The organism is Paraflavitalea soli, assembly GCF_003555545.1.
GTDB classification, from domain to species: domain Bacteria; phylum Bacteroidota; class Bacteroidia; order Chitinophagales; family Chitinophagaceae; genus Paraflavitalea; species Paraflavitalea soli.
The window spans coordinates 5,806,961-5,830,466 of sequence record NZ_CP032157.1; the positions used below are offsets into that span (position 1 = coordinate 5,806,961).

The following is a 23,506-nucleotide window of genomic DNA, read 5'->3' on the forward strand; positions in this document are numbered from 1 at the left end:
GGGGCAAATTAAAGGGATTTACTTAAGATTAACTTAAAAGTGTTTGTTAAAAGAAATGCGGGAGGTGTGATTTGTTGGGATTTTACGATAAACTTATTGGCTAAGGGCTTCCTGCTGGAGCTGATCGCCGGTTTTTCCAAAGCGCCTTTCCCTGCTCTGGAAGTCAATAATGGCCTCATAAAGGTTTTCTTTACGGAAATCCGGCCAGCGTACATTAGTGAAATAAAGTTCTGCATAAGCCAATTGGTAAAGTAAGAAATTGCTGATACGGTATTCGCCACTGGTACGTATCATCAGTTCCGGATCGGGGAAATTACTGGTGGTAAGGTATTTTTGCAACGTATCCTGTGAAATAGTATCGGGGTCGATCTTCCCGGCTTTTACATCTCCGGCGATATGTTTTACTGCCTGTACCAGCTCCCAGCGGCTGCTATAACTGAGGGCCATTACCAGGTTGAGTCCGGTGTTACGGCTGGTAATCTCCAGGGATTCATTCAGCTCTTTTTGGGCATAAGCAGGCAACATATTCATATCACCGATGACGTGGAGCTTAATATTGTTCTTATTAAGCGTTTCCGTCTCTTTTCGGATAGTGTCTACCAATAGCTCCATCAGCCCGCTGACCTCATATTCCGGACGATCCCAGTTTTCAGTCGAGAAGGCATATAGGGTAAGGTAGCCAACGCCCAGTTCAGCACAACCTTCCACAATATTGCGCACACTCTCCACACCATGGAAATGGCCATAGAGTCTATCCTGACCCTTTTCCTGTGCCCAGCGTCCATTACCATCCATGATGATGGCAATATGGTGTGGTAGCCGCTGCAAGTTAATTTGCTCCTTAAGGCTCTGCATTACCTCAATTTTTTGAAGGGCACGAAGTTACAAAAAGATTAGGAGGGTTGCTTCTTTTGCAGCTTTTTAATATTAGCTCATGGAGCGCCCTATGGCGCTTCCGGCAACGCCTTATCCCTCCTTTTCCCATTTTTGGGAAGGGCTATTTTGACTCTTTCCTGCGCCTTTTTTTAAGGGGGTGAAGGAGAATAAGCCGGTTTCAGCCTACACCAACCATGCTTTTGACCGGCAAAAAGGCGCTTCTGTCGAAAAAGCAAAACCGGCCCTTAAGGGCCGGTTTTGAATATTTTTCCTGGCATTTGTTTCTTAATTGGCGGTCGGACAGCGATAAGAAGTCAGGTTGAAAGAGAGCGTCACTTCTGCAAAAACATACTGATCCTTCTGTTTGGCAAAGCCACGCTGGCGGCCCGGCTCGCCGATGCGCTCAGGACCAGTTTCGTATGACCTGTCCTGCAAAAGGGCTGCCTGGGAAAGTGACCCGTCCGGCATTTTGGGGAAATTATCGAGGCCGACATAGGTTTTACTCACGTCGTCCAAGTAATCCGTGGTGGTAAAGCGGTAAACCACTTCAAAACCTATATTCATTTTATCATTAAGCGCGTATTTAATACCTACCCCCAATGGCAGGCAGATAGCCATGGTATTGTAAGGTTTCCGGTCTTCATACCCAGGAAGAGCAAGACCCTGGCCTTCGGTACCAAGGGGCCGGAGAAATACTTTCTGGCCTCCCAGATAAGCGTAGGGATCATAACTAAATACGCCTACGCCGAGTGTTACATAAGGCGTAAAAGCATGATAAGGGTCCCCAGGAACGAATTTGAAGAAGTTGAAATCGCCCTGTAAGGCCAATTCAAAGATGTTAGAATTGAAGCTCAGGTTTCTTCTGCGCTGGTATTCATTGCTTTTATTGTACACATCTGAATATCCAAGCTGGGCAAAGTGAGCGGCCACACGCAAGCCAATATAGTTTCCAAACTGTTTACGAAAAAAAGCGCCAACAGCCAGCTTGGGGCGGTTGAGCTGTGCCCTTGTATTAAGATCGCCAAAATAGTGAGCTGCTCCGGCTGAGATACCAAATTCACCCTCTTGCCGGATGGCCTCCCATTGAGCAGAAGCAGGTTTTGCCGATGACACACAAAGGATCAGGAATATTGCAACAGCCAGTTTGTTCATATCCGCAATATAATAATTAAAGTATTTGAGTCTAACGTAACCCGGCGGCTTTTTCTTTCAAGGGAAATGTTAATTCCTCGTATCGAGGCCCCAGGAAAGCTTGGTGCGCAGGGTTTGCAGGAAATTGTTTTCATTTAACCGTACCAGGCTCAACGTAAAGGCTTCACGCTGAACAGCCAACTGCACTTTTTTGTCTACAATCTCTTTCCGGGAATCGAGCGCACAAATAAAATGGTCGGCCCGGCCCTCCACTTCAAATGATATAATATTGTCATCTCCTACCACAATAGGGCGCACATTTAGGTTGTGAGGCGCCACCGGGGTGATCACAAAACTCGCCGATTCCGGAAATACGACCGGCCCGTTACAGCTCAATGAGTACCCCGTGGACCCTGTAGGCGTGGCTACAATCACTCCATCAGCCCAATAAGTATTCAGAAACTCCCCGTTTAGGTAGGTATGGATCTTGATCATCGGAGAGGTATCTGTCTTATGGATCGCAAATTCATTGAGTCCATAAGGTACATCCCCAAAAAGGGGCCTATTGGCATCCAGGTGTATCAGCGACCGCTTATCAATGACAATGGTACGCTTTACAAGAGATTGTACTGCCGTGGAAAGCTCGGTCCGCCCAATACTTGCCAGGAAACCCAGGCGGCCAAAATTGATGCCCAGTACCGGAATGTTCTTATGGCGTACCAGGGTTACCGTATCCAGCAACGTCCCATCTCCGCCAAGACTTATGAGAAAGTCGATGGCAGAAGTAAGATCGTTGGAATCCTTGAATATGGAGATCTTATCGGGAAATCTAAACGATGACCGGATGGTTTCATAAAAAGGCTCGTAAATAACAAGCTCCATATTTTCTTTGCCCAGTTCATCGAACAACTGTTGGACTTCTCCTTTCTGATCATAATCGATTACCCGGCTATAGATGGCTACTTTCATAATAAAGACAAAAAATACAGGATACAGTTTTCAGAATATAGAACCCTGCATCCTTAATAATATCAAAGATAGGATTTAGAATACAGGAATATGGATAAGGGAATGACCGGGCAACGATCAGAAATCATTCTTGAGGTGCAAAAATAAGCCACTTTGGCCTAATTGATTAAAGCTATAGTCTAAGCGGATAATAAGATCATAGAAAGTAACAATATCCACGCCCATTCCACCGGTATATAACATACGATTGGTGAGGGAGTTACTGGTGAAGTTTTTATTATATGCATAACCCATATCTCCAAAAGTACGGGCGTAAATGCGAAACGGGATCCGGTCGTGTGAACGTGATTTGAGATGGGTTTTCACCGTGAAGCGGAATAGTTCACGCCGTAGGGTATTGCGAAGCATACCTGCAGCCACCCCATCTATTACATATTTTTCCAGGCCGCGCAGGAACATATCGCCATAACCAAACATCCGGTGATTGATATAAGGCTGATCGAAAGGCACCCTGAGCACCCCATTGCCCGCTAAAGAATAGAATGTTTTTTTGGCAATCTGCCAGCCTTTGGTAAATTTTCCATTCAGCTGCCACATATCCATCTCTTTATTGATACCCCGCTTTGATATACCAGCTTCTACCACCCAGCCGGTCAAGGGGAAATGCACATAATCAACATTCACATATTTGATGGTGTATGACAATTCAGGATAGACAACAGAACTACTATTGGCCTTGAAGTACTTTGGATTGAGTCCCATCAACTGGCTATCTACCTGCTGTTTTACCACAGCCAGTCTCACCGCATGAAAAGTACGCAAACCTGGCCGGTAGGTATATTCAATCTTTCCTTCCCAACGCCTGATACCATCGGTAAGAGAATCAGTAAACATCTGCATATTATTGATGGTAGCATAATTGATCTCCTTGTTGAAAGAGTAGGAGAATCCAACACCATAACCATGTTTCAATGTTTTATCAGCATAAGGCTGTTCATATTGAAACTGTATCTGCTTTGTATAACCGGTAATCAGATAGAACCGCAGTTTATCGTTCCGACCGGTAAAATTATATTGGGTGAACTTGAGACCATAATTAAGACGATCAACGCCATAGCCCTGACGTGCCCATTCAGAAAGATTACGGTCTACCGGTTTCAGGTAAGGAATGGGGAAGAAATACCAGCGTTCTTTTACCTGGATAAGGATGTCGACCTCATAACCACGGAACGATTTAAGCGCCACCACTACCTCATTAAACAAGCCGGTATTGAACAGTTGCTGACGTGAAATTTCAAATCCCTTTACCAGGTCTGGAAGATAAATGGAATCGCCGGGCTTAAACGGCAATTCCCTTTGTATCATGTAGGATTTGGTGCGCTTATTTCCTTCTATATAAATAATGCCTACCACAAATGGGGTAGAGCGGGGTTCCTGCACGGCAGGCGGCTGGATAACCACTACCTGGGTATCGGTTGCCAATGGCTGCGCTTTGAGAAGTGTATTTCCCAGCAACAGGATTACTATTACAGAATAATATTTCTTTGGTATCCGCATGCAGGGAAAAACTGTTGCAGGTATCAGAATTTATTATGGATGAATACAGACGAAGATAGCAGAATCCTGATATATGTGTTAAATGCTGAGGTAATTCATCAAATGGTCATAATTACTGCGTAATTCGTTCTCGTACAGCTCTTCGCCAAAGTAGTATTTAATCTGGTATTCGTAACGCTGAAATGTGGCTATAATGTCGGAGATCTCGAACTTATTGATTTTGAGGGTCACTATGAAAGAACCGGTACTTGTGTCCCAATTGGTATTGAGCTGGGTGATTTGGGCATCGTTGGTTTCGACCAGTTTGCTGATCTCAGAGAAGGAGAAACTACGTTGTTCCATTTCCAGTACGATGATGCCCCCTGGTTCATTTGCGCCGGTAGTCTTGCCCAGTTGTTTCAACAGGTCGGCAGCGGTAATAACACCGGCAAACACATTTTCCGGCTCCACAACGGGAATAATGGAAAGGTTATGATCATTAACTACCTGAACGGCCTCCATGAAATGGGTATTGGCACGAACGGCGGCTTTGGAAAAATGAGCTTCCAAAGACTGGAGGGTAAGATTTTCATCCACATTCATCAGATCGTCTTCCGATACAAATCCCAGGTATTTGTCATCGGCTACTACAGCCAGTTGCATTACATGAAACTCCGACATCAGCTCAAGAGCCTGGAATACTGAGTCTTTAAGATTCAGTGTAGGTATAGTCGCAGATATGAGTTCTTTGTTTAGCACTGCTTCAGGTTATTAACCTGTATGATTTTGTTGATGAAATAATAGCCTATACGGACCAGAACCAAAACATTTTCTGAAAAAGGCAATACTTACTACCCTCTTGTACGAGCAGTCGTTAATGGTGGTTACCCCGTAAGAAAAAACAGTGGGTGTACTTACTTATATAGACGATAAAAGTCAGGCTACCGCTGCGGGCTCATTTAATTTTGTCAAAAATTTATGAAGTATCCGGTTAAATTCCTCGGGAACTTCCATCATCGGCGCATGTCCGCACTTGTCAATAAAGTGCAACTCGCTGTTTGGGATCAATTTTTGAAACTCACGTGCCACGAACGGCGGGGTCACGGCATCATTGTTTCCCCATATTAATAACGTAGGTTGCTTGATTTGATTGAGTTCTTCACCAAGATTATTCCGGATAGCGCTTTTGGCCAGGGCGATAACCTTAATGGCTTTGAGACGGTTATTAACTGTTTCGTATACCTCATCCACGATTTCCTTGGTAGCGATCTGAGGGTCGTAAAAAGTTACTTCAGCTTTCTTTTTAATATATTCATAATCCCCTCTTTTGGGGTAAGTATCACCCATTCCGTTCTCAAATAATCCAGAACTACCGGTAAGTATGAGGGATTTAATCCTTTCGGGGTGCTTTAACACATATAGAATGCCAACATGGCCACCCAATGAATTGCCCAGGAGGTGCGCATTTTTATAGTCTCTGAACTCCAGGAAACGGTGAACATACTTTTGTAAGCCGCCAACGGAGGTATGCAGCAGGTCAAGGTCAAGCAAAGGGAGCATAGGCACCACTACTTTGTAATGATGTTTAAAATATTCAATCAAACTATTGAAGTTGCCCAATGCGCCGAACAAACCGTGCAACAAAATCAACGGTTCACCCTCACCTTCTTCAATAAATTTGAACTTATCCACTTGTTTGATCTCGTAATTCATCTGTTAATTCGGTTCAGTTCAATCAATTATTCGCTAAAATAAACGTTTTACCGCAAATATCACATCCCAGGCTTTCAGCGATGCAATTTTACTGTAAACTACTGATTATTTTGCGGTTTACAGGTTCATCAATATCAATGAGAAGAACTAATTTATTGTCCGGCCTGCTGTGCAATATGGGCAAAAAAGCCTTCCAATTCTGTGAACATATCTTTAAACCAGGGAACAAGCCTGCCCAAAGTATTTATAACCATAGGGCCCAGTGGCTGTATTTTGGAATAAGTAACCGATTGGGCAATGGCGTTCTCATTCAATAACTTCAGTTGTGTAGCATAAAACAACAAAACGCTAAATGCCAACGTGTATACTATTATATACAACAACATACCGCCTAAGCGGTTCACCCATCCCATCAAAGTTACTTCTAATGATGCCTCAATCAGGTTAGCCCCCCACCGGATCAATAATATAACCCCTATCAAAACAATAGCAAAGGAAAGAAAAGGCAGCCATTGAACCGATACAGAGGTAGAGTCCCTGAGCCAGGTGGCTACCACCGTCGACAATTTCATGGCGGCGGCGATGCCTACAATGATGGCAATGACTGAAAATACTGCAATGATAAGCCCCCGCCGCCATCCTTTGATAACAGCCAGCAATAGCAATATCCCAAAAATTATATCAATGATCATTATTTTGCCAACAATTCCTTTACGGCAGCGCTGATGGCTTTACCATCGGCTTTTCCGGCCAGTTGTTTGGTAGCAGCCCCCATTACTTTACCCATATCAGCCGGGGAAGTAGCGCCCACTTCTGCAATAATTTTTGCCACCAGTGACTTCAATTCTTCGGGGCCTAATTGTTTGGGCAGGAATTTTTCTATAACCTCAATTTCCTCCTGCTCTTTTTGTGCCAGGTCGGCCCGGTTTTGTTGCTGAAATATTTCCAGAGAATCGCGGCGTTGCTTCACCAGTTTTTGCAGCAATTTGATCTCGTCTTCTTCCTTCAATTCGCCACCGGCACCTTCGGATGTCTTAGCCAGCAGAATAGCGGCTTTGATAGCCCGGAGGCTACGAAGGGCCTTTTCATCTTTGGCAAGCATAGCAGTCTTAAGATCTGCCGTGATTAGTTGTTCTAATGCCATAACAGTTTGTTTAAGCCTTATTTTCCTTTAATTGGATATCCTGGAATTTGGAGTAAAAGTTTTTGGCGAAGGTCTTTATATCATTCACCAATTCCTGTTGGTGCGTAGAACGTTCAAAAGAATCGGCCATCGTCATCAGGGTCTGGTAGTAAAAGTCGGCCATTTCATCCACCATCATTTCTTTTGTCCAGAGGTCCATGCGGAGGGCAGATTTATCGGCCCCATCCCAAAAAGACAGCATGAGGGCTTTGGCCGGGCGGGCACTATCCGCGGTACTGGCTGTGGCGCTCCAGGTGATTTGTTCAGGTACATTCTTCTCATCCAACGCCACATCGATAGTTATAGTGGATTTCTTCATGTTTTATTGAGTATCAGTTTTTTAGAAAAAGAATGGCAAAAATACGCCGAATAATGCTTTTTCCGAACAAAAGACTGTAAAGCTATCCGCCCGTTCAACAAGATAGGACATATTTATAGACGCTAAATTGCGAAAACAACCATAAATTTGATTGAACAGGCCCCTAAAAAGGCCTTTTCTTTTTATAAACTTACTTTGCTACTTTTGTAACATGTTTAATACTTTAGGGGAAATGGAGTACAATACTGCCAGAAACCATCTGATCTACCGGGAATATGGTCGCCATATTCAGAAGATGATTGAATACCTTGTGAGCCTGGATGACCGGGAAGCCCGCCAGCGCAATGCTTATGCGGTGATTGAGCTGATGGGGTTCCTAAACCCACACCTGAAAAACGTAGAGGATTTTCGTCATAAGTTATGGGATCACTTGTTCCTGATCGCAGATTTTAACCTGGATGTGGAATCGCCGTATCCTATACCTACGCGGGAAACACTGAAAGCGAGGCCCAAGCCGCTTCCCTATCCCAAGCGCTATCCAAAGTTCAGCCACCTGGGTAAAAACCTGGAGTTGGTGATCAATAAGGCACTGAAGGAAGAGAATCCTGATAAACGTCAGGGATTTGCCAATGCAGTAGCCTATTACATGAAACTGGCTTACAACAACTGGCACAAAGAAACCGTGCACGATGATGCCATTCAAAGTGAGCTCACCAATCTTACCGATGGCCAGTTGACCTTTACCAATACTCCTTATGTCCGTCAACATCGCCCCAATGAAGGACGCGACCGTGATGGCAGAGGTGGTGGTGGTTATGGAGACTACCGCAATAAGCGCAACCAGAAGTTCCAACACCAGGGACGTGGCGGCGGCGGCGGTGGCCGTAACGACAACAGGAATGACCGCAACGACCGGAATGACCGTGGCGGCAATAACAACAACAACAAGTTTAAGAAACGGTATAAGTAAAGTGCAGTTGTCATCTAATTTATTGAAAAGTTGACCAGGAGGCTGGTCAACTTTTTTTATTTTGCACTCCTTTTTAATCAATCACCTTTCAACCTCCAGCCAACCTATGCTTTCCTTTGAAGTCAACGGCGGTAAAAAACTACAGGGCGAGATCATTCCACAGGGCGCCAAAAATGAAGCGCTTCAAATTATCAGCGCTGTACTGCTCACACCAGAAAAAGTAACGATCACCAATATTCCTGATATCCTGGATGTAAACCTGCTGATCGAGCTGTTGGGAGAAATGAATGTGAAAGTTGACCGGCCACAGCGGGACACCTGCATTTTCCAGGCCGATAATGTTAACATTGACTACCTGCGCAGTGAGGACTACCGTAAAAAAAGCGGTCGCCTGCGTGGTTCGGTGATGTTGGCCGGCCCTTTGTTGGCCCGGTTCCGCAAGGCTTTTATCCCGAAGCCGGGAGGCGATAAAATTGGCCGTCGCAGACTGGATACGCATATCATAGGTTTTGAGAAACTGGGCGCCACTTTCAATTATGAATCAGGCGATGGCTTTTTTCACCTGGAAGCGCAGAACCTCAAAGGGACCTACATGTTACTGGATGAACCTTCGGTAACGGGTACTGCCAATATTGTTATGGCGGCTGTAATGGCCAAGGGTACTACTACCATTTACAACGCAGCCTGCGAACCTTACCTGCAGCAATTGTGTAAAATGCTTACCCGCATGGGGGCCAGGATCAGTGGAATAGGCAGCAACCTGCTGGTTATTGAAGGGGTTGGCTATTTAGGAGGCACTGAACACCGCATGTTGCCGGATATGATCGAGATCGGCTCTTTTATAGGGCTGGCTGCCATGACGCAAAGCGATATCACCATTAAGAATGTAAGCCTGGAGAACCTGGGTGTGATTCCCGAAAAGTTCAAACAACTGGGTATCCAAATGGACTTTATTGGAGATGATATTCATGTACCCGCCCAGGAGATGTATGAAATACAAACCTTCCTGGATGGCTCGGTACTTACGGTATATGATCATCCCTGGCCGGGTTTTACACCCGACCTGATCAGCATTGTACTGGTAACAGCCACGCAGGCTAAAGGCAGTGTACTCATTCACCAAAAGATGTTTGAAAGCCGCTTGTTCTTTGTTGACAAACTCATTGACATGGGCGCGCGCATCATCCTCTGCGATCCTCACCGCGCAGCAGTAATAGGGCTTGGCCGTGAGCAAAACCTCCGGGGCATAACCATGAGCAGCCCCGATATCCGTGCCGGGGTATCTCTATTGATTGCTGCCTTGAGCGCAGACGGCCGCAGCACCATTCAGAATATTGAACAGATAGACCGGGGTTACCAGCATATTGATGAACGCCTGAGAAAGCTGGGGGCGGATATCAGACGGATCTCTTAACCGGCAGGCAACAACAGCCATTTTGTCTCATCCATCCGGTTTTGTAAAAGGCACCTGAGGTAAGGTTAAGGCAATGGTTAGGCTACCTTTAAGAACAAGACATAATGGCATTATAACAGCAAAAAGCCCGGAAGTTGCAATACTTCCGGGCTTTTATATCCTGTATTTCTTTATTCAATATCACAGCCAATAGGGGCGCCGGGCGGAATTTCCTTGTGTACAGTTGGCTTGGCTTTCTCCGGAGCTTTTATGCGCTCCAGCGCATAGGCCAGGTGGGCTGTATAGTCGGCATCCTTACTGCTCTTTTGCTGGACCTGAATATAGGTTTTCAACTCATTCAGCGCTTTCAAAGTGACAGCTTTCGTTTGGAACGAAGCATTTTCGTCTATGGACACAGCCAGCAAATAGGTCAATAAAACCTGCTCTGTTTGTAACTGGATCAGTTTTTCCATACCACTGCTACGGGGCACCTTCCATGTTTTACTGATCAATGTATTGATCATTTCCGATACTCCCAGACCACCTTGCTGCACTTCATATTGTACCATGCGGTTGAGACGTTCGGTGTTAAACAGAAATGACAAGGGGAAATCAGCAGCGGTTTCTGCAGGTGCCAGGGCATCAAAGGCAAGGCCTGTCCTCTTTTTGAATAACTCGCGCGTAGTATTGTAACCTGCCGGACGTGGGGGGATCAGTTTCACTATATTATCGGGAATGCGCAAGAATGCAGGGTCCAGGCAGTCGATCACAGCATTCAACGCTTTCAATTGTTCGGCTTTAGTTACAGGCCTTGTAACGGTTTGCCCGTCTCCACGCAATGCATAGGTATAATACATACCACCAACTACTTTCGTAGCGGCTTCTGCCTGGTAACGGTGAAACAGGTATACAGGTACCAGTACATCTTCCAACATAGCCATTGGCTGGCCTGTGCGAATATTCTTCTCGCCAAACTGGGTTAAGGCTTTGGCTCTTATTTTCATGACTGCTTTCAATTCAGTAGCGGCATCAGCTCCATTATCCCACAAATGGGCCTGTGGATGCAGGCCGCCGGGTGCCCTCGCATCACGATCAGCAATGTATTGGAGACCTTTCTGTGCGGCATCCCGTAATATATTGTCCAAGCTTTTTGCAGCATCCACGCCTGATGGAAAATCCTGGTACCCCCAGGTGACAGCCACCTTATCCCAAGCCCCTATTTTCTGGTCATAGGCATTTGACAGATCAATATCTCCGGCACTTGTTAATTGCACTTGCGGATGCGGATAATCCATTACACTGGCCCGGTCGCTCACGCTGGAAGCGTAGTTATGCATCAGTCCGATGGTATGCCCCACTTCATGGGCGGATAACTGCCGCAGCCGGGCCAATGCCATCTTCATCATTTTATCATCAGCAGGAATACCGGTTTCATAAGGAGCCAGCAAACCTTGGGCTATTAAATAATCCTGTCGCACCCGTAAGGAGCCAAGTGTTACATGGCCTTTGATAATCTCTCCGGTACGAGGATCAGTAACTGTATTACCATAAGACCAGCCACGGGTAGCACGATGCACCCAGTTGATCACATTGTAGCGCACATCCATGGGATCGGCACTATCTGGCAACAATCTAACCTGGAAAGCATTGCGATAGCCAGCGGCTTCAAAGGCCTGGTTCCACCACGAAGCGCCTTCCAGTAAAGCGCTGCGAATAGGCTCGGGGGTACCATTATCCAGGTAATAGATAATGGGTTTAACAGGATCGCTGATAGCGGCGCCAGGATCCTTTTTCTTCAGGCGATGGCGGCACACATAATATTGTTCAATAGGTGAGGATACGGGTGTGCTGTAGTTAAAAAATGAAACCCCAAAGTATCCAGAACGGGTATCAAACAGTCGCGGCTGGTAATCATTGTCGGGGAGTTGTACAAAAGAATGGTGAATGCGCAGAGTAACAGCATCTGGTGAAGGTGTTACTGCACCCACAAAGTTACCCGTTTCGCCGTCGTTATTTACCAGTGTAATAGTGGCTTCCAGCTCTGTATTGTTGGGAAAGTTCTTAGTACGGGGTAAATAAATAGCCGACCTGGTTTTGTCGAATGAATAATTACCCTGCCTTGTGCCCTTTAACCGGTTGCCTACACGTATGGCATCCCGGATGATAAAGTCGGTAGCATCCACCAGCACATGTCCATTGCTTTCGGCCTCAGCAGTAAACCCCCAGATGGCAGATTGTGCGAAGGATTGTTCTACAGCCCGGCGTTCCGCTACATCATTGGTAATGGCACGGAAATCATAGTTGGGAACGATCATCAATACCTTACGTCCTACTTTGGAAAACTTAACAATGCGGGTGGCATCCAACAGCCCTCTGTCAAGGCCCACATCATTAGACCCCAGGCCAGCGGGCAGGGATGTAACATAGATCATCTCGGAATCCAGCTTATTGATGTCGAGCCAGATCTTGCCGGCATTTTCATCCCAGTAAAAATCAAGGAAGCCAGGATACTTTTTCAGACCGTTGGTCTTTTCTTCAACGGTGGGTAGTTTTTGTGCCGTGGAAACAATGGATAGCAGGAGAATACAACATAACCAGGTATATTTCATTGCAGCAGGTTTTGATGCAACAAGATAAGGAAATTGATAAGCTAAATTCCAGGTTACTATACTATGCGGTTAGTTTTCCACCAGCGGTATCCCACATAGCCCATTATCGCCAGAGGGGTAAAGGCCAGGTAGATGATCCCTGTGTTGAGGGCTTTGGCAGGACGCTCTCCCAGTTGGGAAGCGGTTTTTGTACAGATGGAGCATTGTGCCGCGGCTCCGGTAGAGAATACCAGTAATATGAGCAATACAGATAATATCAGGCGGCCCTTTTTCATATTCCTAATTCAGGGTACAAAAGTACATGCAAAAGGGGAACTGAACAAGTGACAAAATATCAGACGAAAGGTGCCACCTCTGAAGCAGGTGCAAACAAAAAATCCGCCTCCGCCAAAGGCAGAGAGCGGATTAACCTTCCAACGACCCTGAAAAAACACGCTTTTAATGGCTATAACTAAACTAGCCAGATTTAATGGTTATTGATCTTTGATGAAACAAAGCTAATGGTGCTTAATCCGGCAGGCAACGCCTATTGAGTGATCGGCCATTTTTTTGAGTAAACTTCCTTTTCCTGGTTTTGCGCTCAAGCACGGCCGCCTTGCGCTCTGCTTTCTTTGTTGTTTCTTTTGCCAGCTAATTGCAGCGCCTTTGTATTAAGCTTCATGTACTCCAGATACGATAAAAAGAATTTCATAGCACTGTATTTTATGATGAATTCTTTTTCAGGTAATTCTTACAGGGAGGCTATTTCTTTGTCATTTCCCAGGAGCCACCATCGGTAACACTTTCTCCATAACCCCAGTTGCCCAGTATCCTTCCCTCCTGAGGGTTAAATGCGCCAATTACTGAGTATTCGGTATTAGCGGGAGGAAGATAATTGTAGTTGGCCATCAGGATCTTGTTGTTATCCAGCTTCCAGGTACCTTTACCTTTTACGGCGCCATTTGCATCCAGCTCTTCAATAACACCATTGGCCTTGATGTTAAAGCTGTAGAAAGAAGACGGTTTGTTATTTCCCGTTCCATACTTTCCCGTCCAAATCCCTTCGATGCTAACAGTAGCAGGCTTATCGGTACTCTTGGAACAAGCAGCAAACGTTAGCAACATCACTAATGCCATACAGGCACTCTTTAAAAACTTCATTGTAAATAAGGTTAATTGAATAATTAAATAATGTGGGGCAAAATTAGCGGAGGTTAAAAGCGGCAACAAACAAGGTTGAGTAGCTTGCAGAAAATGCTATGCAGCATGCATCATAAAAATAAAAAGCCCCGCTATGTAGCGGGGCTGTAGTTACAATGAATCAGATCCTCTATAATTATTTCTTATCTTTTTTAAACGTTTCCCATCCTACAGATCCGAATGATTTCAACACCAGTGTCTGGTCACCATTCTGTACTGTTACGTAGTAAGCAGTGGAATTGTCGGAGGCCATTTCAAACAGGTCGCTGATCCAGTAGCTGGAATAATTCTTCTTCAGATCGCTCAAGAGGTTGATGGGCAACTGGCTGGAAACGATGTTCCTCATTACGGCCAGCAGGTTACCATCTTCTGCATAATAAGCAAACATTACCTGATCATTCAGCTTAAAGGTCGCTTTGGAGATCTCTTTAGATTTTTCCCAGCTAACATCTTGTGCTGAAGCAAAGTCTTTCTTAAAAGAACTGATTACTTGTTCGTTTACGTTTTCAAGCTTGTTGGCGAAAGTGCTACTAAGACCTACGGTCAGTAACAATACCCAGGTTAAAATTGTCTTTTTCATTTTAAATGTTTTTTTTGTTTTTATGGCTACTTTGTTTTTTCAAGTGTTGCGCTATACTTGTTGCATCACACTATATAAGACGCACCTTTTTTTCAAATGTTACAACCTTTTCGAACTTCTTTTACTCTTATATTTTCTTTAACAATTGCATCTTATTACGAAAGAACCAAGAGGTGAGTACCAGATTGCGCCGCAAAGTTAGTGAGGATTTTTTCCTGTGCAAGCTGTGTTTGAGTGAACGGTAGTCTTTATTGAATGAAATGCGTGATTGCCCTGATAAAATGTTTATGAGCGGCAAAAGTGAGGCTGGGAGGGAGTTACAGCGGATACGCGGATATTTGTTTGATATTCAATGCGATAAAATTATCTGCCGGAAAGCTGTATCAAAAGCGTACAGTTGATACACGGATGTTTACGGTTATCCTAACCGTAAATCCTGCTACGCTAAATAATAATAAAATAATGTTCTTGCTTATTAAAGGAATTTAGCATGACGCACAGGGATACCCAAATACCCCGATCTACCTGTCAGAACTTAGAGAACAGCTCCATAAACTCCTGCCTGCGTGAACGGGAAATGCTAATCGTAGCGTTATCGTCCATCACTACATAACCACCTTCACCCCGTACAAACTTCTTGATATGGTTCAGATTAATAAGGAAGGAGTTGTGTACCCTGAAGAAATCAGGGCCGGCCAGGGCCTCATCAATATCCTTTAATACTTTTGATACCATGATCTTTTTCCCGCCCGCCAGTACAATGTTGGTATAGTTACTCTCGGCTTCGCAGTATATGATATCCTGTGTTGATACAAAGATCATCCCGTCGTTGGTGGTAAGTGCAATGCGGGGTATGGTAGTCTTACTTACGTTCTTTACATTTTGCAGCAACAGATCGATCTGTTCGCGGGTAGGGATCGACTGTTTTTCTTCCAGTCTCCTTATCGTTTCTTTCAGGTCGTCCGGATCGATGGGCTTTAACAGGTAATTCAGGGCGCTGTAACGGAAGGCCTTGATCGCAAATTTATCATACGCAGTTGTGAACACTACATCAAAGCTGAGTTTGTCAAACTGCTCCAGCATATCAAATCCATTCATGCGTGGCATTTCAATATCAAGGAACACCACATCGGGCTTATGTCGATTGATAGCCTCAAGACCCTGCTCGGCAGAAGTACACATGGCATCAATGGTAACCTGTGGGCAATAGGTTTTCAATAGCCACTCCAGCATTTCAATGCAATTATTTTCATCATCTACAATTACACAGCGTATCATAATCATTCAATTTTTTTGTTAAGTAACTAGTTGGTTTTGGTTAGTATGGGTACTTATACCGGAATCTTTAAAACAACCCTGGTACCGGCAGCTTCTCCATCGGGGGCCACCAGGTCGACAATGGTAATGCTTGCGTTGGGTGAATGATGTTTATTCAGGATAGATATCCTGTCTTCGGTGAGCTTCATTCCCAACGACTTTTTAGTGGTGGCAGACTTGCTCTTGTATTCTTTTGCTTTTTCCCTTCCTACGCCATCATCTTCAATCACACACTGCAACATATTATCGTCCAGCATGCTGATATGAATAGCCAGATGCCCGGAAGCTTCCTTATGCAGCAACCCATGCCAGATGGCATTTTCCACATACGGCTGTATCATCAGTGGCGGTACTTCAAGGATATCCACTCCTACTTCTTTGTCCAGGATAATATTATAGGTGAATTTATTATTGAAACGGAGTGACTCCATCTCTATGTAGATCCTAAGGGCTTCCAGTTCATTGGACAGCAATACATTTTTACTGTTGGAGTTGTCCAGTATCAGCCTGATCAGTTTGGAAAAGCGGGTAAGGTATAAGGAAGCGGTGGCATGATCACTTTTAACTATATAGCGGTTAATAGAGTTAAGGCAGTTAAAGATGAAGTGGGGATTCATCTGCGCCCGCAGGGCCTTCATCTCTATTTCTGCTATTTTCTGGTTGTATTCTGATTTTATCTTTTCTTTTTCTCTTACCTGTTTTAATCGCATCCAATATAAGGCATGTATGATGAGCGCCAATGCTACCACCATGACGCCAATAAACCACCAGCGTTGCCAAAAAGGAGGTACAATGTACAGGGATATTTCATTATTGGCAGCAGTCCAATGTACATGGTCGATGCTGGCCTTTACGTGAAAGGTATAATTGCCAGCGGGCAGGGCGGGATAACGCGCTTCCCGCACATCGGTACCGGAATGCCATTCCTTGTCATACCCTTCCAGCTTATACTGGTATTCGATGTTCCTGGACCCGTTTAAGTTGATAGCTGTGTAATGGAAAGTGATATCGTTGTGACTATGGGGTAACGCAAAATATTTATTAGCTCCAAAATACTGCATGGTATCGTTGGTATCCATGGCGTACACACTTACCTGCAGCAGGGAGGGAGTGATCACCAGTTTAGCGGAAAAGAAATAATTGATCCCGCTTTCACTGCCCCAAAGCATTTCTCCATTGCTTGCATGTAGCGCTGCATTGGGCCTGAACCCATCAATGCTTAATCCTGAATTCTCTTCAAAATGCGTTAATTGTTGGGTAGACGGATTGAATTTTACCAGGGATTTGTTATTGGATATCCACACATTCCCCTCTTCGTCCTTCAACAACGCCTCACATCGTTCATACCGTAATCCGTTCTTTCGATTATAGGTACGTAGCTTACTGTCAGGAGAAATAATAGTAAGCCCATGAGCGGTAGCTGCATATACACTACCTGTGTTGTCTTGTATAAAGCCGTAAACAGTTTCCCCGGCCAGGCCCTCCTGGGTACCAAAATGTCCGAGCTTATTATTTTGCTTGTCGTAACAATACACGCCTGTGCCATGGGTGCCTATCCAGATACGGTGATCTTTGTCTTCGAACAGGCTGATCACCAGTTTACCGTTCAGTGTTTTTAGCAGGGGATGTTCCACATAGCCGGTAACCTTCATGGTGGAGGGCTGAATAGAATAAACGCCGTACCCGCTACCTACCCATATGCTGCCATCAGTTAGGGTCAATAGATCGTAGATATAAGGAGTAGCGGCTGCCTTGCCCTGGGTGGTATCTGGCCTGACCTTTACAAACTGTCCTGTCTTTTTATCAAAGAAACACAACCCATCTCCCGCAGCATTCAGCCATAATCGTCCGGACTGATCTTTACAAAGGGCCTTTATTTCCAACGGACGTATGCCATCGGGCGACTGCTTGTAATAATGATAGAAAGTTGAGCGATTATTCTTCTTATCCCACCTGATCAACCGGTCATTGGCGCCTACCCAGAAAACGCCGTCACCCTCTTCCACAATACGGGTTATGAAGTTATCATACAGGCTCCCTTTCTCATCACTGAATATCCGTGTGTACACTGCAGGTTTGTTGAAGATATTGGCCATGTTTACCCCGGAGGCCTGTGTACCTACGATTATTTCTCCTTTCTTCCCTGCGAAAGACCGATAGGTATTGTTGGCGGATATGGCACCGGGGTTGAGGGGATCGTGGGTGTGTCCAGTAATATTGCCCTTATTGTCAATAATGATCAATCCGGCAAAGTCGGTGGCTACCAGCAGGTCGCCATTGGCCGCACGCCTTACTTCGGTGAGGTAGGTATTGATTGTTTTTCCCCCCAGCTGATTTACAAGCTGGTAATTGGCTATTGTTTTCCCCGAATGAATGCTGACAATGGCTACCTGTCCTGCTTTGAGGCCCACGGCAAGGGTAGTATCGCTGGCAGGGCACACACTTAATGGTAAGTCAAATGACTGTTGGAAAATGATCTGCCGTTTTGCGTAATCCAGTATGGCTACGAGAGAATCTACTACAAAAATGATCTTATCGCGGTCAAGCGGCTCTGCATCTATAAAGTTCCCCTTTTTAATGAGGGGTGGCACCCAATCCAGTTCCTTCCATTTACCGGCAGTGCTGTCAAAATAATACTCACCTTTCCCGGTATGCAGCACAACGCCATAGGTAGCAGTTTCAAAAATGGTGGGGCAGCGGAATTTGGTGATCGAGTCCTTGAGTACTACCCGGTGAAAGGTCCTGTTCTCATCAACCCAGGAAGCACCGGCAAAGGTGCCCATCCAGGTACGGTTATGACTGTCGTTGACCAGGTGCAGCACCATGTCGGAAGCCATTTCGGGGTACTTCTCTTTTACAAAGGAAGTAACGGTATAACCATCGTATACGTTGAGCCCGTCATTGGTACCCACCCAAAGAAAACCGTTCTTATCGATGGTGATGGACTGGGCATTATTGCCGGTTAAACCATTGGAAGTATTGAGACGGGAAAAATTGATCACCTGGCCCCGGGAGGCATGGGACAATAATAAAAGGATAATGCTTGCTATAGTGAGCCTGTTCAAAAAACAAATTGAAATTAAACGTAATAAAAAGCCGTCGCCGGGGTAAATCTACCAAACAAACGATGCATGCCCAATTATGACTGAGTACATGGCCGGTTTTATGAGTATACGGTAGATAATTACCTGTTATTAGCCATTGAAATTCAATCGTTGATATATTGGAGCTGGTACACTGGTTTAAACAGCCTGATCACAGGGGAAAAACGACCAGCTACTCAATAGCAATAATTAATCGGGAATTGTGTGGTATTTTGCTGCTACGGTTTAGGCAAATATTAAAATCCAAGAACAGCTTTGACAACGTATTATCTGATAATAGCTCTGTTGCTGGCCATCATCGTGGTAATGGTGTGGCTTTTATTAAAGCAACGGAAATCCAACCAATCCGATGACCTCGAGATTGAAAGAACGATCAATTATTTCGCAACCTCGCTGTTTGGTAAGAATACGATTGATGAGATTCTTTGGGATGTGACCAAAAACTGTATTTCGCACCTGAATTTTGAGGACTGTGTCATTTACCTGGTTGATGAAGAAAACAAGGTATTGGTACAAAAAGCGGCCTATGGCCCCAAAAACCCCAAGGATTACGAAATATATGAGCCCATCGAGATCCCGCTGGGGAAAGGCATAGTAGGCAGTGTGGCAGTAAGTGGAATACCGGAAATCATTTCGGATACGACTACAGACCCCCGCTATATTGTGGATGACGACATGCGTCATTCGGAGATCACGGTTCCTATTATTTACCAGGGAAAGGTGTTGGGAATCATTGATGCAGAGCACCATGAAAAAGGTTTCTTCCAGTCGAAACACCTGTTTATTCTCAATACGATTGCTTCGCTTTGCGCCAATAAGATCATCCGCTCACAGGTGGAAGTAGCCTACCAGGCGGCAGCCATCAGGCTTCACGAAAACAACCGGAAGATAGCAGAAAACAGGCTGGCTGTATTACGCCTGCAGATGAACCCACATTTTGTATTCAACAGCCTCAATTCTATTGGCAATTTCATACTGAAGAATGAACCGCTGAAAGCATCCGGCTACCTCACCAAGTTTTCCAAACTCATCCGGCTTATCTTCGACAGTGCGCAATCGGAATGGGTGCCGCTGGACCAGGAGATCAAATCACTGGAACTGTACATAGAGCTGGAGCAATTGCGCTTCAACAACAAATTTGATGTGATCATCAATGTAAGTGAGGAGATCAACCGGGGCAGCGTGATGGTGCCTCCGCTGTTGTTGCAACCTTTTGTAGAAAATGCCATCTGGCATGGGTTAATGCCCAAAGAAGGGGAAAGGGGTGAGCTATTCCTGCATTACTGGCTGCAACAGGACAAACTGTGCATGAGTATTGAGGATAATGGGATAGGCCGTGCAGCTTCCATGAAATCCAGGACAGGGCGTATTGCTACGTTACAAAAGCAGGGGATCAAATTAACAGATGAACGCATCCATATCATCAATGAAATTTACCATACCAAAATACAGGCGGTCATCAAAGACCTCATAGATGAAAAGGGTGATGCTGCCGGTACAAGAGTGATCGTATCGCTGGACATGAAAAATCCCTAACCACACATTTTTTGCCACCTCTTTATTTCTGCGTAGCCAGGGTGTCTGATGGATTTGAATCATCAAACACTTTCTCCCAGGTATCTATGTATACTACTGAGGTATTACTTGTTTTATCGTGCCAGTTGGCGCCAAAGAGAAAGGAGAAACGATCAAAAGGTATCAGGCGTGCCAGTGTTCGCAGGAGTATCCTTCCCGCTGAAGGCTCATATCCAATGGCAGTCACACAGGAGTTGGTAGCTATCTTGCCCAGGGTTTGGCGGAAAATGGCTTCCGACACAAAGCAGTATACCAGGTAGATCAATAAGAACAATACCTCCATCAGGTAAGGATTATCCCAGTAATGACCGGGCATTCTATCCAGCCAAAAAAAGAATACTGGGATCAGGTATAACATATCCAGCAGGTGGTGCACAAAGCGGTGCCCCGTTGATGTGTAGGTTACCAATTCATAGTCGGCCAGGTCAATGCTTGCCGGCTGGCTTTGCGGCCTGGCGCGCAGGAATAATACGACACAAACCATGTTGAGCACCAGGCGGCCCACCTGTAAAAGCTGTTGGGTGGGACTTATCTTGTAGAAATAACTGCCGGTAGAAATGTATACATACAGCAGATATGGCATGTACAGGAAAAAACTCATCAGGTTCAGGTAACGCAGCAGCTTATATACTTTGTCCTGGTAAAGGCCCGTGGAAGTAAAGTACAAGGTTATTAAGACGAGGTCCAGCAAAAGTAATAGCAGACCGGCTATTGATTGCACGGTATTGTTCAAGTTTCGGTAACTAAAACTATCGTCCAAATGGCTGAACAGGTATTTATAATAATCAATACTGGTAAAAATGCCTAGGAGGGTTACCAGGGTAAAGACGGTCACGGCAATGAGTATTCTGTTATTCTTCATAAGGATATTTGATTCACGCTCCTCAATTTATAACGTTCTTTGGCCATTTCAAAATACGCACAAAAAAAAGAGCCATCTTTTCAGATAGCTCCTTTAGTATGATCAGTTGATAAAACTTCTACTTAAACGGCTTCGGTCTTCATAGACTTCTGCACCTTGCTTCTTTCATTTTCATCCAGGATTACTTTACGCATACGGATGAAATTTGGCGTTACTTCAATGCACTCGTCTTGCTGGATATACTCCATACATTCTTCCAGTGTCATCAAGGTTTTAGGCGCAATGCGGGAGGCATCATCACTACCGCTTGCACGGTGGTTGGTGAGCTTTTTACCTTCGGTAGCATTTACGATCAGGTCGCCGGGCTTGATGTTCTCGGCAATGATCTGACCAGCGTATACTTCTTCGCCCGGATCTACAAAGAAGGTACCCCTGTCCTGTAATTTATCGATAGAATAAGCGGTTGTCTTTTCGGTGCTCTTGGCGATCAGTACACCGTTGTTACGGCCGGGGATCTGACCTTTCCAGGGCTTGTAAGCTATAAAGCGGTGTGCCATTACAGCTTCACCGGTAGTAGCTGTCAGCATCTGTGTACGCAGACCGATGAGACCGCGGGAAGGAATTTCAAATTCCAGGTGTTGCATTTCACCCTTGGTTTCCATTACATGCATTTCACCCTTGCGGCGTGTAACCAGGTCAATTACTTTAGAAGCAAATTCCTGCGGCACATCCACTACCAGGCTCTCATATGGTTCAGACCTAACGCCATCCACGTCTTTTACGATTACCTGGGGCTGACCTACTGTTAATTCATATCCTTCGCGGCGCATGGTTTCGATGAGGATACCTAAGTGCAGGATACCACGACCATACACCAGGAAGCTATCACCACCACCTTCTGCTTCTTTCACACGGAGGGCGAGGTTTTTCTCTGTTTCCTTCATCAGGCGATCACGCAGGTGACGGCTGGTAACGAACTTACCATCCTTACCATAGAAAGGAGAGTTGTTGATAGAGAACAGCATGTTCATGGTTGGCTCATCCACGCTGATGACGGGTAATGCTTCGGGATTTTCAGCATCGGCGATGGTATCACCAATGTTGAAATCTTCGATACCTACTACAGCGCAAAGGTCACCAGCAACAACTTCAGTTACTCTTTTCTTACCCATGCCTTCAAACACGTACAGTTCCTTCACCCTTGATTTCTTGATCACACCGCCGGCCTGCATCAAAGCAATGGGTTGGTTTTCTTTCAATACACCACGGGCTACTTTACCTACGGCAATACGGCCAAGGAAAGAAGAATAGTCCAGTGAAGTGATCTGCATTTGTACTGGCCCTTCATTTACCTTAGGGGCAGGTACATATTTCAGGATACCATCCAGCAGGGGATTGATATTGTCGATCTGTGTAAGGGAATCGTTGAACCAACCGTTCTTTCCGGAACCATAGAAGGTAGGGAAATCCAGTTGCTCTTCGGAAGCATCGAGGTTGAAGAACAGCTCAAATACGGCGTCATGAACTTCATCAGGACGGCAGTTGGGCTTATCTACTTTATTGATGATTACAATGGGCTTCAGGTTCAGCTGCAATGCCTTTTGGAGCACGAAACGTGTTTGTGGCATGGGGCCTTCAAAAGCATCTACCAGGAGGCAAACACCGTCGGCCATTTTCAATACCCGCTCTACTTCTCCGCCAAAGTCGGCGTGACCAGGGGTATCAATCACATTGATCTTAACGTCCTTATAGGTTACGGAGGCATTCTTACTAAAGATAGTGATACCTCTTTCGCGTTCCAGGTCGTTACTGTCCATGATCAGCTCACCAGTGTCCTGGTTATCGCGGAACACTTTGGTAGCGTGTAAGATCTTATCAACCAGGGTTGTCTTACCGTGGTCTACGTGGGCGATAATCGCTATATTTCTGATTTCCATAATTAACTTATTAATAAGTTGACTCACTGACAAGCAAGCGATTAGCTACTATACAGGTTTTCAACGGGCAAAAAGAGGCGCAAAAGTACGCTAATTCGGCGGGTGGGACAAGGAAATGGGGAAACTTATTATTTTAGTAATCTTTTCTACCTAGTGTGTCTGAAACCAGCCCGTAGCCGCAGTTCACCACCTCTGTTTATACTATGATACCTCCATTGAGCTTAATCTATTGAGCTATATCAGCATTAACACA

20 protein-coding genes are annotated in these 23,506 nt (G+C 45.1%); 3 read left to right on the forward strand and 17 right to left on the reverse strand.

What is annotated here, in order from left to right:
- Window positions 1–93: 93 nt before the first annotated feature.
- From D3H65_RS22010 to gldC, 9 genes are all read right to left on the reverse strand, one after another.
- The gene (locus tag D3H65_RS22010) at window positions 94–855 is read right to left on the reverse strand and encodes an isoprenyl transferase (protein WP_119052385.1); all 762 of its coding nucleotides are present in this window, start codon (window positions 853–855) and stop codon (window positions 94–96) included.
- 306 nt (window positions 856–1,161) lie between these two features.
- Window positions 1,162–2,028 carry a type IX secretion system protein PorG gene (gene porG / locus D3H65_RS22015; RefSeq protein WP_119052386.1) on the reverse strand — a complete coding sequence of 289 codons (867 nt, stop codon included), beginning with the start codon at window positions 2,026–2,028 and terminating at the stop codon, window positions 1,162–1,164.
- Between the two features lie 69 nt (window positions 2,029–2,097).
- Window positions 2,098–2,976, reverse strand: a complete 879-nt coding sequence (locus D3H65_RS22020; protein WP_119052387.1) for an NAD kinase — start codon at window positions 2,974–2,976, stop codon at window positions 2,098–2,100.
- A gap of 117 nt (window positions 2,977–3,093) precedes the next feature.
- Window positions 3,094–4,533 carry a POTRA domain-containing protein gene (locus tag D3H65_RS22025; protein WP_119052388.1) on the reverse strand — a complete coding sequence of 480 codons (1,440 nt, stop codon included), beginning with the start codon at window positions 4,531–4,533 and terminating at the stop codon, window positions 3,094–3,096.
- Window positions 4,534–4,611: 78 nt separating this feature from the next.
- Window positions 4,612–5,271: a CBS domain-containing protein gene (locus D3H65_RS22030; protein ID WP_119052389.1), complete on the reverse strand. Its 660-nt coding sequence runs from the start codon at window positions 5,269–5,271 to the stop codon at window positions 4,612–4,614.
- Between the two features lie 177 nt (window positions 5,272–5,448).
- The gene (locus tag D3H65_RS22035) at window positions 5,449–6,225 is read right to left on the reverse strand and encodes an alpha/beta fold hydrolase (protein WP_119052390.1); all 777 of its coding nucleotides are present in this window, start codon (window positions 6,223–6,225) and stop codon (window positions 5,449–5,451) included.
- A 152-nt stretch (window positions 6,226–6,377) separates the two neighbouring features.
- On the reverse strand, window positions 6,378–6,917 hold the full coding sequence (locus D3H65_RS22040; protein WP_119052391.1) for a CvpA family protein: 540 nt from the start codon (window positions 6,915–6,917) through the stop codon (window positions 6,378–6,380).
- Window positions 6,917–7,369, reverse strand: coding sequence for a GatB/YqeY domain-containing protein (locus tag D3H65_RS22045; protein ID WP_119052392.1), 453 nt, complete (start codon window positions 7,367–7,369; stop codon window positions 6,917–6,919). Before D3H65_RS22045 ends, D3H65_RS22040 begins: the two co-directional genes overlap by 1 nt.
- Before the next feature lie 10 nt (window positions 7,370–7,379).
- A complete protein-coding gene (gene gldC / locus D3H65_RS22050) occupies window positions 7,380–7,727 on the reverse strand; it encodes a gliding motility protein GldC (RefSeq protein WP_119052393.1) in 348 nt (115 codons plus the stop codon).
- A 211-nt stretch (window positions 7,728–7,938) separates the two neighbouring features.
- Between gldC and D3H65_RS22055 the strand changes: the two genes are divergently transcribed.
- Together D3H65_RS22055 and murA are read left to right on the forward strand one after the other, a co-directional pair.
- Window positions 7,939–8,697, forward strand: a complete 759-nt coding sequence (locus D3H65_RS22055) for a DUF4290 domain-containing protein (RefSeq protein WP_245999560.1) — start codon at window positions 7,939–7,941, stop codon at window positions 8,695–8,697.
- A gap of 106 nt (window positions 8,698–8,803) precedes the next feature.
- Window positions 8,804–10,111: a UDP-N-acetylglucosamine 1-carboxyvinyltransferase gene (murA, locus tag D3H65_RS22060; protein ID WP_119052394.1), complete on the forward strand. Its 1,308-nt coding sequence runs from the start codon at window positions 8,804–8,806 to the stop codon at window positions 10,109–10,111.
- Window positions 10,112–10,281: 170 nt separating this feature from the next.
- Here the strand turns inward: murA and D3H65_RS22065 are convergent, their stop codons facing one another.
- The 6 genes from D3H65_RS22065 to D3H65_RS22090 form a co-directional block, all read right to left on the reverse strand.
- Window positions 10,282–12,699 carry a zinc-dependent metalloprotease gene (locus D3H65_RS22065; protein WP_119052395.1) on the reverse strand — a complete coding sequence of 806 codons (2,418 nt, stop codon included), beginning with the start codon at window positions 12,697–12,699 and terminating at the stop codon, window positions 10,282–10,284.
- 56 nt (window positions 12,700–12,755) lie between these two features.
- A complete protein-coding gene (locus D3H65_RS22070; RefSeq protein ID WP_119052396.1) occupies window positions 12,756–12,974 on the reverse strand; it encodes a hypothetical protein in 219 nt (72 codons plus the stop codon).
- 466 nt (window positions 12,975–13,440) lie between these two features.
- Window positions 13,441–13,839, reverse strand: coding sequence for a hypothetical protein (locus D3H65_RS22075; protein ID WP_119052397.1), 399 nt, complete (start codon window positions 13,837–13,839; stop codon window positions 13,441–13,443).
- Between the two features lie 175 nt (window positions 13,840–14,014).
- Window positions 14,015–14,458, reverse strand: a complete 444-nt coding sequence (locus D3H65_RS22080) for a hypothetical protein (protein ID WP_119052398.1) — start codon at window positions 14,456–14,458, stop codon at window positions 14,015–14,017.
- A 528-nt stretch (window positions 14,459–14,986) separates the two neighbouring features.
- Window positions 14,987–15,736 (reverse strand): LytR/AlgR family response regulator transcription factor, encoded by a 750-nt coding sequence (locus D3H65_RS22085; RefSeq protein ID WP_119054604.1) that lies wholly within the window; start codon window positions 15,734–15,736, stop codon window positions 14,987–14,989.
- Window positions 15,737–15,789: 53 nt separating this feature from the next.
- Window positions 15,790–18,840 (reverse strand): sensor histidine kinase, encoded by a 3,051-nt coding sequence (locus tag D3H65_RS22090; protein ID WP_119052399.1) that lies wholly within the window; start codon window positions 18,838–18,840, stop codon window positions 15,790–15,792.
- A gap of 294 nt (window positions 18,841–19,134) precedes the next feature.
- Here D3H65_RS22090 and D3H65_RS22095 point away from each other — a divergent pair, with 294 nt between their 5' ends.
- Window positions 19,135–20,415, forward strand: coding sequence for a histidine kinase (locus D3H65_RS22095; protein WP_162915769.1), 1,281 nt, complete (start codon window positions 19,135–19,137; stop codon window positions 20,413–20,415).
- A gap of 22 nt (window positions 20,416–20,437) precedes the next feature.
- On the opposite strand, the gene D3H65_RS22100 is transcribed toward D3H65_RS22095, so the two are convergent.
- On the reverse strand, window positions 20,438–21,316 hold the full coding sequence (locus D3H65_RS22100; protein WP_119052401.1) for an RDD family protein: 879 nt from the start codon (window positions 21,314–21,316) through the stop codon (window positions 20,438–20,440).
- Window positions 21,317–21,438: 122 nt separating this feature from the next.
- Window positions 21,439–23,253, reverse strand: coding sequence for a translational GTPase TypA (typA, locus tag D3H65_RS22105; RefSeq protein ID WP_211345529.1), 1,815 nt, complete (start codon window positions 23,251–23,253; stop codon window positions 21,439–21,441).
- Window positions 23,254–23,506: the final 253 nt, after the last annotated feature.